Source organism: Streptomyces sp. R21 (assembly GCF_041051975.1).
GTDB lineage: Bacteria > Actinomycetota > Actinomycetes > Streptomycetales > Streptomycetaceae > Streptomyces.
Genome location: NZ_CP163435.1, coordinates 7,466,934 through 7,481,388 on the forward strand (window position 1 = coordinate 7,466,934; position 14,455 = coordinate 7,481,388).

At 72.9% G+C, this 14,455-nt stretch carries 13 protein-coding genes; 6 read left to right on the top strand and 7 right to left on the bottom strand.

Annotation, left to right across the window (positions count from 1 at the left end):
• Positions 1 to 22: 22 nt before the first annotated feature.
• The 4 genes from AB5J56_RS33155 to AB5J56_RS33170 are packed head-to-tail and all read right to left on the bottom strand — an operon-like array spanning position 23 to position 3,425.
• Positions 23 to 1,081 carry an NAD(P)H-dependent flavin oxidoreductase gene (locus tag AB5J56_RS33155; RefSeq protein WP_369242952.1) on the bottom strand — a complete coding sequence of 353 codons (1,059 nt, stop codon included), beginning with the start codon at positions 1,079 to 1,081 and terminating at the stop codon, positions 23 to 25.
• Entirely contained in the window at positions 1,081 to 1,821 is a 741-nt protein-coding gene (locus tag AB5J56_RS33160; RefSeq protein WP_369238067.1) for a CoA-transferase subunit beta, read from the bottom strand. Before AB5J56_RS33160 ends, AB5J56_RS33155 begins: the two co-directional genes overlap by 1 nt.
• Entirely contained in the window at positions 1,818 to 2,666 is an 849-nt protein-coding gene (locus AB5J56_RS33165; RefSeq protein ID WP_369238069.1) for a CoA transferase subunit A, read from the bottom strand. Before AB5J56_RS33165 ends, AB5J56_RS33160 begins: the two co-directional genes overlap by 4 nt.
• Complete coding sequence (locus AB5J56_RS33170) at positions 2,667 to 3,425, bottom strand: enoyl-CoA hydratase family protein (protein ID WP_369238071.1); 759 nt, start codon at positions 3,423 to 3,425, stop codon at positions 2,667 to 2,669.
• A gap of 54 nt (positions 3,426 to 3,479) precedes the next feature.
• Between AB5J56_RS33170 and AB5J56_RS33175 the strand changes: the two genes are divergently transcribed.
• The 4 genes from AB5J56_RS33175 (at position 3,480) to AB5J56_RS33190 (ending at position 9,208) form a co-directional block, all read left to right on the top strand.
• On the top strand, positions 3,480 to 4,238 hold the full coding sequence (locus AB5J56_RS33175) for an SDR family oxidoreductase (RefSeq protein ID WP_369238073.1): 759 nt from the start codon (positions 3,480 to 3,482) through the stop codon (positions 4,236 to 4,238).
• Between the two features lies 1 nt (position 4,239).
• The gene (locus tag AB5J56_RS33180; RefSeq protein ID WP_369238075.1) at positions 4,240 to 5,163 is read left to right on the top strand and encodes an SDR family oxidoreductase; all 924 of its coding nucleotides are present in this window, start codon (positions 4,240 to 4,242) and stop codon (positions 5,161 to 5,163) included.
• A 149-nt stretch (positions 5,164 to 5,312) separates the two neighbouring features.
• Entirely contained in the window at positions 5,313 to 8,138 is a 2,826-nt protein-coding gene (locus tag AB5J56_RS33185; RefSeq protein ID WP_369238077.1) for an AAA family ATPase, read from the top strand.
• Between the two features lie 146 nt (positions 8,139 to 8,284).
• Entirely contained in the window at positions 8,285 to 9,208 is a 924-nt protein-coding gene (locus tag AB5J56_RS33190) for a hypothetical protein (RefSeq protein ID WP_369238079.1), read from the top strand.
• A gap of 136 nt (positions 9,209 to 9,344) precedes the next feature.
• Here AB5J56_RS33190 and AB5J56_RS33195 read toward each other — a convergent pair whose 3' ends face one another.
• Complete coding sequence (locus AB5J56_RS33195; RefSeq protein ID WP_369238081.1) at positions 9,345 to 9,818, bottom strand: MarR family winged helix-turn-helix transcriptional regulator; 474 nt, start codon at positions 9,816 to 9,818, stop codon at positions 9,345 to 9,347.
• Positions 9,819 to 9,936: 118 nt separating this feature from the next.
• Between AB5J56_RS33195 and AB5J56_RS33200 the strand changes: the two genes are divergently transcribed.
• The gene (locus tag AB5J56_RS33200; protein ID WP_369238083.1) at positions 9,937 to 11,376 is read left to right on the top strand and encodes an MFS transporter; all 1,440 of its coding nucleotides are present in this window, start codon (positions 9,937 to 9,939) and stop codon (positions 11,374 to 11,376) included.
• A 94-nt stretch (positions 11,377 to 11,470) separates the two neighbouring features.
• Here the strand turns inward: AB5J56_RS33200 and AB5J56_RS33205 are convergent, their stop codons facing one another.
• Together AB5J56_RS33205 and AB5J56_RS33210 are read right to left on the bottom strand one after the other, a co-directional pair.
• Entirely contained in the window at positions 11,471 to 12,415 is a 945-nt protein-coding gene (locus tag AB5J56_RS33205) for an ankyrin repeat domain-containing protein (RefSeq protein WP_369238085.1), read from the bottom strand.
• Positions 12,416 to 12,521: 106 nt separating this feature from the next.
• Entirely contained in the window at positions 12,522 to 13,418 is an 897-nt protein-coding gene (locus tag AB5J56_RS33210) for a hypothetical protein (protein ID WP_369238087.1), read from the bottom strand.
• Positions 13,419 to 13,636: 218 nt separating this feature from the next.
• On the opposite strand from AB5J56_RS33210, the gene AB5J56_RS33215 reads away from it, so the two are divergent.
• The gene (locus tag AB5J56_RS33215) at positions 13,637 to 14,419 is read left to right on the top strand and encodes a trypsin-like serine protease (protein WP_369238089.1); all 783 of its coding nucleotides are present in this window, start codon (positions 13,637 to 13,639) and stop codon (positions 14,417 to 14,419) included.
• Positions 14,420 to 14,455: the final 36 nt, after the last annotated feature.

Sequence of the window (14,455 nt, forward strand, 5' to 3'; positions counted from 1 at the left end):
CGGGCGGGGGCGAACGTCACGATCACGGGGAGGCCCCGAACCGCGCCAGGTCCTCCAGCGTCTTCGCCGCCTCCGAGACGATCCGCTCCACCAGCTCCGCGCACGACGGCAGGTCGTCGATCACCCCGGCGACCTGGCCGGAGGCCATCACCCCGAGGTCCGTACGCCCGTCCACCATCGAGGACCTGAGGAGCATCGGGGTGTTGGCGGCGAGCAGGACCTGGCTCCAGGACAGATCCTTGCCGTGCCGCATCGCGAGACCGTCGCGGACCATGTGCGGCCAGGACAGCCCGGACAGCCTCCGGAAGCCTGCCGCCCGGCGGACGGCGTGGAAGAGGGTCCTCGCCCGGCCGGCGTTCTCCAGGGCGTCCACCAGGTCCGTGCGGAGCATGCGGTGCGGCAGGCCGTCCACCGCCGTGGTCACGGTGACGTCCCTGACCGTCGCCGCCAGGTATCTCGCCTTCACCGCGTCCGGCACCGTCGAGTCCGACGTCAGCAGGAACCGCGTGCCCATGGCGACCCCGGCCGCCCCGTAGGCCAGCGCCGCGACCAGGCCCCGTCCGTCGAAGAAACCGCCCGCCGCCACGACCGGTATCCGGACCGCGTCCACCACCTGCGGCAGCAGCACGGTCGTCGCCACCTCGCCGGTGTGCCCGCCGCCCTCACCGCCCTGCACGATCACGGCGTCCGCACCCCACGCCGCGACCTTCTCCGCATGCCGTCGGGCGCCTATGGAGGGGATGACGACCACGCCCGCCTCCTTCAGCTCCGCGATCAGCTCGGGGGAAGGGGCGAGGGCGAAGGAGGCGACCCGGACACCCTCCTCGATCAGAATCCGCACCCGGTCGCCCGCATCCGAGGCGTCGGCCCGGAGATTGACCCCGAACGGCGCCTCCGTCCGGGACCTGACCTCCCGTATCGCCTCGCGCAGGCGGTCGACGGTCATGGTCGCGGAGGCCAGGATGCCCAGCGCACCCGCGTTCGCCGACGCGGAGACCAGGCGCGGGCCCGCCACCCAGCCCATGCCCGTCTGCACGATCGGGTGCCGGACCCCGACCAGCCGGGTGAGCGCCGTCTCCATCACGAAGCGACCTCCCTGGCACGGGTGCCGCCCGGGTCGATCACCTCGCGGATCAGCCGCAGTTCCTCGGGGGTCGGCTCACGGGTCGGCGGCACCTCGTCGGGGACATCCAGATCGAAACCGGTCGCCTCCCTGACCTGCTCCACCGTGACACCCGGGTGCAGTGAAGCGAGCCGCATCGCGTGGTCGGGGGTGGCGAAGTCGAACACCCCCAGGTCGGAGACGACACGCGGGAGGCGGTGATAGCGCGCACCGGCCGCGTGGTCGTATCCGACTCCGCAGACCATGTCGACCTTCTCGACGAAGACGCGCCGCGAGTGCCTCGGAACCCAGTAACTGGTGGGATTGTTCAGGGTGTTGACCGGTGCGCCGCGCACACCGAGCAGCTGCCGCGCGGGCCGCTCCCAGTCGCCGATGCAGGAGATGTTCTGGTTCCCGAACCGGTCGATCTGGCTCGCGCCCATCATCACGTGCCGGCGCCCGCCGGTGACCATCGTCAGATGCTGCCGGTACGGCAACCAGCCCTCCGTCGTCCCGTCGAGGCCGACGAGCATCGCCTCGCCGTCGGTCAGCAGCAGGTCGGGCGAGAAGGTCCGCTTGGCGAGGCGGGCGCCGAAGGAGGGGATCAGGCCCATGGGGCTGGCGAGGACCTCGCCGTTGTCCCGCCATGCCTCGGCACAGGCGATCACGCAGTACTCGGCGCGGGTGGGCGGGAGAAGAGGGGCACGGGTGACGGTCATCGAGGCTCCTCGTGCCAGGTCCGGACGGCCGACTGGTACGCGTGTTCGTCCCCCGCGAGGAACCGCTCCGCGAACTCCGGCCAGGGCGTGGACGCGTACTGCTTCTGGAAGGCCTCGTCCCGTCCGTAGTCGGAGGCGCAGGACGTGAAGTGCGCGCCGTTCGGGGCCTCGACGACACCGGTGACCGCATACCGCTTGACGAGCAACGTCTGCGGCGCCGCCTCCTTCGTCAACTCGGCGGTGTCGACGATCCGTTCGCACGAGACGTATGCCGTGTCTGCCGCCTCGCAGAAGAGGTCGTCGAAGTACGGGTCCGGGCCCAGATACTGCCCGTTGCCCAGCCGGTCGGCGCGGTTGACGTGCACCAGGGCCGCGTCCAGGCGCAGGGCGGGCATCGCCACGAACGTCTCCCCGTCCTCGTAGGGCGAAGTCACCGTCCGCAGGCCGGGGTTGACCCGCATCACGTCCGAGCCGATCCCGGCCCGCACGGGGAGAAACGGAAGCCGGTTCGCCGCCGCGTGCAGGCCCCACATGAACATCGCCTCGTCGACCTCCATCAGCTCCAGCGCTCCGCTCTCGCGTGCCGCGCGGTAGTGCGGTTCGAGCGGGACCGAGTCGAGGGTCACGAAGGGGGTGACGAGCTTGCGGATCCGCCCGGCCGCCGCGAGCATGCCGACGTCCGGGCCGCCGTACGAGACGACCGTGAGATCCGTGATCTCCGAGCGCAGCAACGCCCGCACCAGCGCCATCGGCTTGCGGCGCGAGCCCCAGCCGCCGATACCGAGGGTCATGCCGCTCGCCAGCCGGGAGACGACCTCGCCGGCGGTCATCGTCTTGTCACTCACCTATGCACCCTCCTTGCCGAAGGTGTCGCGGACCCGGTCGGCGAGCCCGCTCAGGTTCGCCTCGAAGGTGAAGCCCTGCTCGAAGCGGTAGCTACGGCGTACGTCGACGGGGTCGATGCCGTTGATCGCGGCCTTCGCCAGCCGCAGCAGCTGCCCGTCCTTGGCGGCGATCTCGGACGCCAACTCCAGGGCAGCGCCGGGGAGTTTCTCGCGCGGCACGACCTGCCACACCGAGCCGTGCGCGTGCAGCTCGGCCGCCGTCGCCGTGCGCGAGGTGTAGTACAGGGCGCGCATCAGGTGCTGCGGGACCAGCCGGGCCAGGTGGGTGGCCGCGCCGAGGGCGCCCCGGTCCAGCTCGGGCAGTCCGAAGGTGGCGTCCTCGCTCGCCACGATCACGTCCGCGTTGCCGACCAGGCCGATCCCGCCGCCCAGACAGAAGCCCTGGACCGCCGCCACGACCGGCACCTCGCACTCGTACACCGCCGCGAACGCCTCCGCGCAGCCGCGGTTCGCGCCGATCAGCGCACTCTGCCCGCGCGCCTGGATCTCCTTGATGTCCACGCCCGCGTTGAACCCGCGCCCCTCCGCCGCCAGGACGACACAGCGGATCCCGGGGTCGCGGCCCGCCGCGCGCACGGCGTCGGCCAGCTCGAACCAGCCGTTCACCGGCAGTGCGTTCACGGGCGGGAAATCGACCGTGACTACGGCAATTCCCTTGTCCGCGGGGGAGTTTCCCGGGTTCGAGGTGGAGACACCCATAGGCGCATCAGCTACCTTTCCACCAAACGTTTGTTAGGTGGAAGGTAGCAGCGAATGGAGTGGAACGGGAAGGTCGTGGTCGTCACGGGCGGCACCCGCGGAGTCGGCGCCGGGATCGCACGGGCCTTCGCGAAGGCGGGCGCCGAGGTCGTCGTCTGCGCGCGCCGCGATCCCGAAGTCCCGTTGGACGGCGTCGAGTTCATGCCCGCCGACCTGCGCGACCCGGACGCCGTGCAGGGCCTCTTCGCCGCGCTGCCCCGGCTCGACGTCCTGGTCAACAACGTGGGTGGCACGCCGTACCGGCTCCTCGCACAGGCCGACGCCGAGCGGCACGCGCGCGTGATCGAGCTCAACCTCCTCGCACCGCTGACCGCCTCGCTCGCCGCGTACGACCTGCTGCGGCGCGCCAAGGGCTCGGTCGTGATGATCGGCAGCGTGAGCGGAACCCGGCCCTCACCCGGCTCGGCGGCGTACGGGGCCGCCAAGGCGGGGCTGGAGAACCTCGCCCGGTCGATGGCCGTCGAATGGGCCCCCGACGTCCGGGTCAACACGCTGGTCGTCGGCATGGTCCGCACCGAGCAGGCGCATCTGCACTACGGGGGCGAGGACGGCATGACCGCCGTCGCCGGGACCGTCCCGCTGGGTCGCTTGGCCGAGCCGTCCGACGTCGGCGAGGCCGCCGTGTTCCTCGCCTCGGACGCCGCCGGGTACCTCAGCGGGGCGAGCCTGCTCGTCCACGGCGGCGGCGAGCGGCCCGCCTTCCTCGATGCCGCGACCGCCAACAGAGACGGCGAAGAGAGCAGGGAGAGTTGAGATGAGTACTGCACCGCTGCTGTGCGAGGGGCGGGTCGTCATCGTCACGGGCGCCGGACGCGGGCTCGGCCGGGCGCACGCACTGGCGTACGCCGCCGAGGGCGCGCGCGTCGTCGTCAACGACCTCGGCGTCGGCCTCGACGGCACCCCGGGCCCGGGCAGCCCGGCCCGGCAGGTCGCCGAGGAGATCCGCGCCGCGGGCGGCGAAGCGGTGGCCCACGGCGGCGACATCGCGACGACCGAGGGCGCCGCGTCCCTCGTCCGCACGGCCCTGGAGACGTACGGCCGCCTCGACACCCTCGTCAACAACGCGGGCTTCCTGCGCGACCGGATGCTCGTCAACCTCGACGAGGACGACTGGGACGCCGTGATGCGTGTGCACCTGAAGGGGCACTTCCTGCCGCTCAGGCATGCGGCGGCCCACTGGCGGGCCGAGGCCAGGGCGGGCCGGACCCCGCGGGCCCGGGTCGTCAACACCAGCAGCGGAGCTGGGCTGTTGGGGTCGGTCGGGCAGGGCAACTACAGCGCTGCCAAGGCCGGGATCATCGGGCTGACCCTCGTCGCCGCCGCCGAGATGGGGCGCTACGGAGTCCAGGTCAACGCGATCGCGCCCGCGGCCCGCACCCGGATGACCGAGGACGCCTTCGCCGGGACCATGGCCGCCCCCGACTCCCCGGGCGCCTTCGACGCGATGGCACCCGAGAACGTGTCGCCGCTGGTGGTCTGGCTCGGCTCCGACGCCTGCGCGGGTGTCACCGGACGCGTCTTCGAGGCCGAGGGCGGCCGCATCACCGTGATGGAGGGCTGGCGCCCGGGGCCGAGCGCCGACAAGGGAGCACACCGGTCGCCCTCCGAGGCGGGCGACACCGCCCTCAAGCTGCTCGCCGCCGCGGAGGTTCCGGGCGCGGTGTACGGCGCACAGTAGTGCGATAGGCGTACGGCATCCCGGAGTTGCGGACCCTGGACCGCACACCTTCCCCCTGAGGAGGATGCAACGCAGGGGGCGGCAGCACGGGGAGGTGAGCCGCGATGGGCGCAGCGGATCCCTCGGCGCGGGCACAGCAGCAAGCGCGAGTGCAGCGGCGATTGCAACCGGGGCAGCCGGGACAACCGGGAGACGCACCGCTGCTCGGCCGCGCCGGCAGTCTCGCCCTCCTGAACGCTGCCCGCGACCGGGCCCGCGCCGGAGAGCCCCGACGCGTCCTGGTCGAGGGCCCGGCCGGCATCGGCAAGACCGCCCTCGTACGCCACTTCCTGCGCGGCTGCCCCCGCGTCCTGTACGCCGCTGGGGAGGAGTCAGAGTCCGGCCTGGCCTTCGGCGCACTGGAACAACTCCTCGGCGCCAGGCCCCGCTGGGCGGACCACGCGGCGGCGGGGGCGGACCTGCTGGAGGCGTTGGGCACGGCACAAGGTGAGGGGCAGGGAGGTGGCCAGGAGCCCGGCGACCCCGTCACCGTCGTCCTGGACGACGCTCAGTGGGCCGATCATCCCTCGCTCCAGGCGCTGGCCTTCGCCGTGCGGCGGCTGCGGGCCGACCGGGTGCTGGTGCTGGTCGTCGTACGGGATGCCGCCGATCCGGGGCTGCCGGGCGGGGTGGCGCGGCTGTTCACGTCCGACGACGTCGTGCGGGTACGGCTCGACGGGCTCGACCCGGAGGAACTGAAGCGGCTGAGCGCCGAGTTGGGCGTGTCGGGCATGACCTCCCGGGCCGCGGTACGGCTGCACGCGCACACCGGCGGCAACCCCCTGCACGTACGCGCCCTGCTGGAACAGGAGGGCTCCGGGCTCCTGGGGGCACTGGCGGAACCGGATGTCGCACCACCCGCCCCGAAGTCGTTCACCGCACTGGTACTGGCCCGCCTGTCCGCGAGCGGCGCGGGGAGCCAGGCCCTGGTATGCGGCGCGGCCGTCCTCGGCACGCACTGTTCGCTGGCGGAGGCGTGGGAGGTCGCGGGGGTGGACGCCGACCGGGACCGTCCAGTCCCTTCAAGCGACCCGTCAGCCCCCCGAGTGCCCAGGGCGCCCGGCGCCCTGGAAGCCCTCGAAGAAGCCGTACGCGCCGGGCTGTTGACCGAGGCCCCCGGCGACCCCCTGATCCGCTTCCCGCACCCCCTCGTGCACGCCGCCGTCTACCACCAGCTGGGCCCCTCCCGGCGGGCCGCGCTCCATCTGCGGGCGGCCGCTGTCGCCGCGGACGAGGCGCAGCGGTTACGGCACCGGGCGCTGGCGGCCTCCGGTTCCGACGCCCGCCTGGCGGGTGAACTGGCCGCGCTGGGGCGGAAGTTCGCCGCCGAAGGAGCCTGGGCCGATGCGGCGGGGCAGCTCACGACCGCCGCGCGGCTGAGTGCGGACCCGGCGACGTACGAGCAGTGCACGCTCGAAGCCGTCGAGTGCGAGGTGCTCGCGGGGGATGTGCCGAACGTCGCCGAAGTCGCCGAGCGAATCGGGCAGTTCGCCCCCGGCGGCTGGCGCAGCTATCTGCTCGGTCGGCTGAGCCTGTTCGACCTCGGCCGGGCCGAGGCGCTGCTCGGCGACGCCTGGCGCCGCTGCGACCCGGAGACCGAACCGGTTCTCGCGGCACGCATCGCGGGCCAGTTCGCCGCCCTGCACGGCAGCACCGCGCACGGCGCCGAGATGGCCGAGTGGGCCGAACTCGCCCTGCGGCTCGCACCGGACGACACCGCCACCGACATGATCCGCTATCTGCGGCTGACCGGGCTCGCGATGAGCGGACGGGCCGCGCCCACCCTGGCCGGACTCGGCCCGCTGCCCGACCCGGCGGTGGCGGCCCCGGCCCAGCTGGAGGAACTGCTCGGCCGCGGCAGCCTGCGCGAGTTCACCGGCGATCTCACCGGCGCCGTAAGGGACTTGACCGGGGTCTTCGGTGCCTGTCACGGGCGGGCCGCGTCCTTCCGGGTGGTGGCCGCGACCTCGCTGGCCTCCGCCGAATACCGGGCGGGCCGCTGGGACGACGCCACCGTCCACACCGACCTGGCGCTGTCGCTCGCCGCCGACACCGACCAGCCGCACATCGCCCTGTACTGCAGGATGCTCGCCGCCCTGGTGCACGCGGCGCGCGGCGCGTTCGGCAAGGCGCAGGCCCACGCACGTGTGGCCCGCGACTACGCCCAGTGGGGCCACGTCAACCCGGTCCTGTGGGCCGGCCTCGCCGAGGGCCATCTCGCCCGTGCCCAGGGCCGCCCGGCGGACGTCGTGGTGGCCATGGAACCGCTCCTCGGCCTCGGCCCGCGCGGCGACTTCGAGGAACCCGGGACGGTGCCGTGGGTCGACGTCCTCGCGGATGCGTGGTCAGCGCTCGGCGACGAGAAACGCGCGGCACAGATCCTCGCCCCGTACGAGGTCCTGGCCGCGCAGCGCGGCCACCCCGGGGCGCTGCTCCTCGCCGCCCGCGCCCGCGGCACAGTGGAGGCCGCGCGCGGCGACACCGCGGCGGCCGAGCGCGCGTACCGCTCCGGCCTCAATCACGCCGCCCACGTCGAGGCCCCCTTCGACCGTGCGCTGCTGCATCTCGCGTACGGCGGCTTCCTGCGCCGCACGGGCAAACGCACCCGCGCCGGGGAGGAGTTGCAGCAGGCCCGCGACCTCCTCCTGCGGCTGGACGCGGTACCCGATCTGGAGCGCTGCGAACGGGAGTTGGCGGCGTGCGGGCTGCAACCCGCCGACCGCGAGCCGCGGACGCGCGGCACCGCGCTGCTCACTCCGCAGGAACTGGCGGTCGCCCGCCTCGTGGCGTCCGGGCTCACCAACCGGCAGGTGGCACGTGAACTCGTCATCAGCGTGAAGACCGTCGAGTACCACCTCGGCCGGGTCTTCCCCAAGCTCGGCGTCGACTCGCGCACGCAGCTGGCGACCCGGCTGGCCGACGAGCCCGGCGTGTGAGCCCTGTGCGTGAACCCCGGGGATTTCCCCGGGGCGCACCCCAGGGCGCCCGAACGCCCATGTCCGTACCGTTCGTTGGGCCCCGCGTGCGCAACCCGTCGCGGAGCGCCTGAAGTCAGGCTGTAGTCAACGGGGGACCAACAGCGATGACCGACAACATCCACCGTGTGGTGATCGGGATTCCACACGCCGAAGTACGGGCCGTGGCCGACCGAGTCGTCCAGGAGCTCGTGCTCGCCGCGGACAAGGTCGCCGTACATCACCTGGAGCCCGCGCGGTATCCCCTGCCCGCGGAAGAGGGCGCCGCCGAGCACCTGATCGCCGGGCGCTTCGACGGTCTCTCGGAGGAGGAGAGGAGGCGTGCGGCCGTCCGGGCGATGGCCGACCTGAACGGTGGCCCGGAACGCGCCGCGCGCCTCGGCGACCTGGCTCGCGTCGACCTGTGCGCGGCAGTGTCCGTGGCCGCGCAGGTACGGCGGCTCGGCTTCCCGGACGGGATGCGCTTCCCCGTGGATCACCTGAGGAAGCTGCCGGCTTCCCTCCTCCCCGAGGAGCCGGCCCCGACCCGTGGTGCGGGCGAGTTCGGCGACGACTGCGGTGACATGCGGACATACCAACCGCCCCTGCGGTACCACTGGTTCGGCCTCGACGAGCGCGCCGAGTACCCGAGGTCGCACTTCGTCACGCTGGTGCTCGCCGACGGCGGGTGGCCCGGCCTCGCCGCGTACGTCCACCAACTCGTGGACCTGGTCAGGAAGAAGGTCGTCGGCCAGCTCTCCACCGCGGTGGGCGAACGGGTCGGCGGCGCGGGCGGAGCCGCGAGCGGTCTCGTCGGGATGGCCGTGGGCGCGGTGGTCTGCTGGGTCCTCGACCGGCTCAAGGGGCTGTACGGCGACGAGGTGTTCCGGCCGGTCACGGTCGGCACGGTGTTTCCGGCGCCGACCGGCCCCGGCTCACCCGTCGACCGCTCGGGCTGCGGCGGGCACTACCGGCTGACGTACGACTGGCGCGTGTTCGACCGGGTTCCGGGTCGCGCGCCAGGTCGAGTCCCCGACCGCGTGCCCGGCTGATCGCCCGGCGGTGCGCCCGGCCGGGCGCGCGGAGCGGGACCGTGGCGGATACGGGGCCGCCTCGGTTCTACGGGGGCCGTGGCCATACGGGGGCCGCGGCCCCACGGGGGAGCGGGACCGGAGGGCCGCCGGCCGTCTAGCGGGAGAGACGGGCGGCGGCCCTCCGCTGCCGTTCGGCCATGACGCCGAGGAAGCGGGTCACCGTCGCCAGCTCCTCCGTGCTGAACTCCTCGCAGGCCTCGACCACATCGCGTGCCCATTCCTCGAAGAAGACGGCCAGTTCGGCGAGCTTCTGCTCGTTCAGCTCCACGACCACACGCCGCTTGTCCGTCGGGTGCTTGATCCGGCGTACGAAGCCCTTGCTCTCCAGCCGGTCGACGAGGCCCGTGACGGAGGCGGGGGCCAGGCCCGTGCGCTCGGCCAGGTCCTTCGCGGTGAGCGGGCCGAACCGCTGGAGCAGGTCGAGGGTCTTGGTCTCGGTGGCGCGCAGGCCCTGCTTGTCGGCGACCGCCGCATGGAACATCACCGTGACGCCGCTGTGCTCGCGGCCGACGGTCATGAGCTCTTCCAGGGCCTTGGCCCGCTTGTCGTCGCTCTCTCCGCTGCCCATGGACTCAGCCTAACAAATATTTCGTTCGGTCGAACTAAGTACTTGCGATCACGGCCGGGTTGATGCAACTCTTTCGTTAGTCCGAACGAAATAAATCTGAGGTCTTACGGGAGAAGCCATGACCACCGCCCTCGCCGCCACCCCCGCCCCGGTGGCGGAGCCCTACCCCCGCCGCTGGGCCGCCGCGGCCGTGATGATGATCGCGGCGCTGATGGACCTGCTGGACGGGACCATCGTGAACGTCGCGATCCCGTCCATCAGCCGTGATCTGCACGCCTCGCAGAGCGCCCTGCAGTGGCTGGTCTCCGCGTATCTGCTGGGCTTCGCCGCCGCCCTGATCGTCTCCGGGCACCTCGGCGACCGCTTCGGGCACAAGTCCCTCTTCCTCGCCGGTACGGCCGGCTTCGGGCTCGCCAGTCTCGGGTGCGGGCTCGCCCAGTCGCCGGGACAGCTGATCGCCGCCCGTGCCGTGCAGGGCGTGATGGCCGCGGTCCTGGTGCCGCAGGTGCTCGGCTCGTTCCGCACCCTGTTCCAGGGCAAGGAGCGCGGGGCCGCCTTCGGGATGTACGGCGCCGTGGCCGGGTTCGCCTCCGCCATCGGACTGCTGCTCGGCGGAGTGCTCACCGACGCCGACCTCTTCGGGCTCGGCTGGCGGTCGGTGTTCCTGGTGAACATCCCGGTGGCCGTCGCGACCTTCGTGGCCGGGCTCTTCCTCGTGCCGTCGACGCGTGAGCGCTCGGCCGGGCGGCCGGATGTGCTCGGGAGCCTGGTGCTCGCCGGTGGCCTGGTCGCGATCGTTCTCCCGCTGGTGCAGGGGCACAGCAACGGGTGGCCGCTGTGGGGCTGGATCTGCCTCGCCGCCGGGGTGCTCGCGGTCGCCGGGCTCGGGGTGTTCGAGGCGCGTCGGCGGGGCGCGTCGACCGTGCCGCTGCTGCCCGCGAAGGCCTTCCGGCTGCCCGCCTTCTCCGTGGGTGTCGTCGTCCAACTCCTCTTCTCCATCGGTATGCAGGGCTTCTTCCTGGTCTTCGCGATCTGGCTGCAGGGCAGCGAGGGGTACACGCCGCTGCAGGCGGGTCTCGTCACGGTCGCCTTCTCCGCCGGCAGTTTCCTGACCGCGCCCATGGCCGACGGACTGGCCGTGCGGTTCGGGCGGCTGGTGCTCGGGGCCGGTGCGCTGGCGATGGCCGGCGGGTTCGGCTGGGTGTGGGCCGCGGTGGACCATTCCTCCGCCGCGCACACCGGGGCGTGGCCGCTGGTGCCGGGGCTGGTTGTCGCCGGGGCGGGGCTCGGGTTCCTCGTCGTGCCGCTGGTGAACGTGGTGCTGTCCGCGGTGCCCGCGGAGCTGGCGGGTGGGGCGTCCGGGATCTTCTCCACCGCGCAGCAGTTCGGCGGGGCGCTCGGTGCCGCCGTCATCGGCACGGTCTTCTTCTCCCGTGCCTCCCACGGGCTGACCGACGCGCTCGCCTCGGCGATGCCCTGGGTGACCGCGGGGTTCGTGCTCTGCGCGGGGCTGTGTGTGGCGTTGCCGCGGCGGGCGGTGGCCGTGCACGAGGGGTGAGTTCTACGGAGTCGGGGGCGCGGGAGCCTGGACGGTTCCCGCGCCTTCGCGTGCCCGCCGAGGCGTTCTTCGCCCCCCTCCGGGCTGGAAATACCTACATCCCCGCCCGCCGCCCAGCGATATGCCCCAGCACAGCCTCCCCGAACGCCCGCCGCTGCGGATCGGGGCTGCCGCACCACGCCGTGGCCGCACGGAACGTCTCCTCGTCCGTGCGCCGCCCGAGCACACCGGCGGCCGAGACCCAGTCGGCGTTGGTGGGATCCCCGCAGCGAAGGGCGCGCCCGGCGAGTTCCTCGGCGGGGACGGCCACGCCGAGCGAGGCCTCGAGGAGAGTCGCGATCGCGATGTGCCCGGTCTGCCGGTCGTCCGAGGCGAACGCACGCTCCCCGACCCGGAGTTCGACCTCGACGGTGATGCCGCCGTCCTCGGCGAAGCGGCGGGTCACCGTCTCGTGCCCCGCCCCGTGCGCCCGCTCAAGCCCCGTCCGCAGCTCGCCCTCGATGTCGAGAGCCGACTGCCGCCGCGCCTCGGCAAGGGCCCGGGCCCGCCCCTGCGCCCCGTGCTCCAGAAGGGCCCGCACGCAGCTGGGCGAGCCGCGCCGGGCGGCGGCGACCAGCGGCGGCTCCCCGGTCGGCCCGGGAAGGTCGGGATCGGCGCCGGCGGTGAGCAGCTCCGACACGACGGAGGCCTGCCCGCGCTGCACGGCCCACGTCAGCGCCCGGAACCCGAACGCCTCCTCCAGGTCGGGCCGCGCCCCGGCCGCCAGCAGGGCGCGTACGACAGCGGTGTGGCCGCCGCACGCCGCGCCGCACAGGGCCGAGTCCGAGCCCGCGCTGAGCCGGTCCGGATGGGCGCCGGTGGCCAACAGGAGCCGTACGACGCCCGCTTGGTCGCTCACAGCCGCCAGATACAGCGCCGTCTGGCCGTCCCCGTCGACCGATTCGGGGCTCGTGCCGGACCGCAGCAGCCGTACGACCGCGTCCTCGTCGCCCTCGTGCACGGCGGTGAAGAGACGGGCCGTGGGCTGTTTGGTGCTCATCCCTCGACCCTCGCTCGCAGGGGCCGCCCGGAGCAAAGTCATTTGGGGTGTTCTGTCTCACTCCCGTGAGGTGACGCATCACCGCTCGCAGCCGCCCATCCGCCGCCTACGTGTCGCACTCCAGCACCGTCCTGCACAGCGCGCAGCGCGCCCGGACGCGGCCCCGCACCGGCACCCTGATCCGCTGATGGCAGGTCGGGCAGGGGAAGGAGACGCGGAGCGGGTCGCGGCCGCCGCGGGTGAAGGTGTACGGCATCCCGGGCCCCGGGCCCGGCGCGTGATGGTCCTGGGCGTAGCGGCGGTCCTTCGCGTAGCGGCGGCGGCCCGCCCAGCCGGCCGCCGTCAGCGGGGGCTGCTGCTCGTCGCGGCGGGCCTGGGCCATGCCCTTCGTGTACGCGGTGTACGCCTGCGGGCTGGTGAACCAGATCGAGGGGTCCTCGCCGAAGACCAGGGCGCGCTTGGCGAGGACGTAGCCGAACTCCTCGGGGGTGAGGTAGCCGAGCTTCTGGGAGGACGCCGCGTCCTCGCGGTAGGCGTCCAGGAGCAGCCAGCCCGCGCCGAGATACGTCGCCGCGGTGTCCGTGAGGATCTCGTTGTCCCGCGTGCCGGGGAAGGACAGGTCGAGGCGGTGCAGATAGACGTGCATCACCTCGTGGGCGAGGGCCGCGCCGATGTCCCGGCGGTGGGTGCGGAAGCGGTCGTTGAGTTCCACGAAGTACTCGGGGCCCGCGGCGAGTTCGACGTTCGCCGCGTGCTCCATCTCGCGGAAGCCGACGATCAGCCGGGCGTCGGGCAGGTGGTAGTGCCGGACCATCTCGCGGGCCACCCGCTGCGCGCCCAGATGCAGGTCGTCGGTGTCGCCGAAGGCCACGTCGGCGGGGGCCACGCTGGTGGCGAACGTGTGGATGGTGTCGTACGAGAGCCGCTTGTAGAGCGCGGTGATCGCCGCCCGCACCGTGTCCAGATGCGGGTATCCGTGCTCGACGGGTCCGCCGTTCGCCACGCCCGCACCCCCAGAAGACGTCAGCCCTGACCTCTGACCTCCACTGTAGGCGGGGCCCGGTCCGGGGGCGGGGCGTGCGTCGGCCCGGGGCGGGGGCGGCTGGCCGGAATGCGGTCCTTGCCGGGTTTCCCGGCGGTCCCAATAATGCGCTCAGGCTTGGCAGGAGCATGCCAGTCGTGCTTCCGCCTTGCGCTCAACCCCCCACGAAAGGAAGCACGTTGACACTCTCCAGGAAGTTCAGCGGCGTCAAGAGAGCCCTGGCCGTCGGTGCCGTCACGCTTGCCGCGCTCTCGCTCCAGCCCCTCTCCGCACAGGCCGCACCGCAGCCCGTCGTCGGCGGCACGCGCGCCGCACAGGGCGAGTTCCCGTTCATGGTGCGGCTCTCCATGGGCTGCGGCGGCGCCCTGTACACCAAGAGCATCGTCCTGACCGCCGCGCACTGCGTGGACGGCTCCGGAACCAACACCTCCATCACGGCCACCGCCGGCGTCGTCGACCTGCAGAGCAGCAGCGCGGTCAAGGTCAAGTCGACGAAGGTGCTCCAGGCGCCCGGCTACAACGGCAAGGGCAAGGACTGGGCGCTGATCAAGCTCGCCAGGCCCATCGACCTGCCCACCCTGAAGATCGCCACGACCACCGCGTACAACAACGGGAACTTCACCGTCGCAGGCTGGGGCGCCACCCGGGAGAACGGCGGCCAGCAGCGCTACCTGCGCAAGGCCACCGTCCCCTTCGTCGACGACGCCACCTGCCAGCAGGCGTACGGCAGCGACCTGGTGCCCGGCGACGAGATCTGCGCCGGGTTCGTCGCACAGGGCGGTGTCGACACCTGTCAGGGCGACTCCGGCGGCCCCATGTTCCGCAAGGACGACACGGGCGCGTACATCCAGGTCGGGATCGTCAGCTGGGGCCAGGGCTGCGCTGAGCCCGGCTACCCCGGCGTCTACAGCGAGGTGTCGACCTTCGCGGCGGACATAGCCCGCTCGGCGTCCGGGCTGTAGCAGCGGCAGCGGTACGAGTACGGTGCGGGGCCCCGG

Excerpts from the sequence above, each read along its gene's own strand:
- AB5J56_RS33195 (WP_369238081.1), bottom strand. The coding sequence starts at position 9,818 with ATGGGCAGCGGAGAGAGCGACGACAAGCGGGCCAAGGCCCTGGAAGAG.
- AB5J56_RS33160 (WP_369238067.1), bottom strand. The coding sequence starts at position 1,821 with ATGACCGTCACCCGTGCCCCTCTTCTCCCGCCCACCCGCGCCGAGTAC.
- AB5J56_RS33175 (WP_369238073.1), top strand. The coding sequence starts at position 3,480 with ATGGAGTGGAACGGGAAGGTCGTGGTCGTCACGGGCGGCACCCGCGGA.
- AB5J56_RS33205 (WP_369238085.1), bottom strand. The coding sequence starts at position 12,415 with ATGAGCACCAAACAGCCCACGGCCCGTCTCTTCACCGCCGTGCACGAG.
- AB5J56_RS33200 (WP_369238083.1), top strand. The coding sequence starts at position 9,937 with ATGACCACCGCCCTCGCCGCCACCCCCGCCCCGGTGGCGGAGCCCTAC.
- AB5J56_RS33155 (WP_369242952.1), bottom strand. The coding sequence starts at position 1,081 with ATGGAGACGGCGCTCACCCGGCTGGTCGGGGTCCGGCACCCGATCGTG.
- AB5J56_RS33180 (WP_369238075.1), top strand. The coding sequence starts at position 4,240 with ATGAGTACTGCACCGCTGCTGTGCGAGGGGCGGGTCGTCATCGTCACG.
- AB5J56_RS33190 (WP_369238079.1), top strand. The coding sequence starts at position 8,285 with ATGACCGACAACATCCACCGTGTGGTGATCGGGATTCCACACGCCGAA.
- AB5J56_RS33170 (WP_369238071.1), bottom strand. The coding sequence starts at position 3,425 with ATGGGTGTCTCCACCTCGAACCCGGGAAACTCCCCCGCGGACAAGGGA.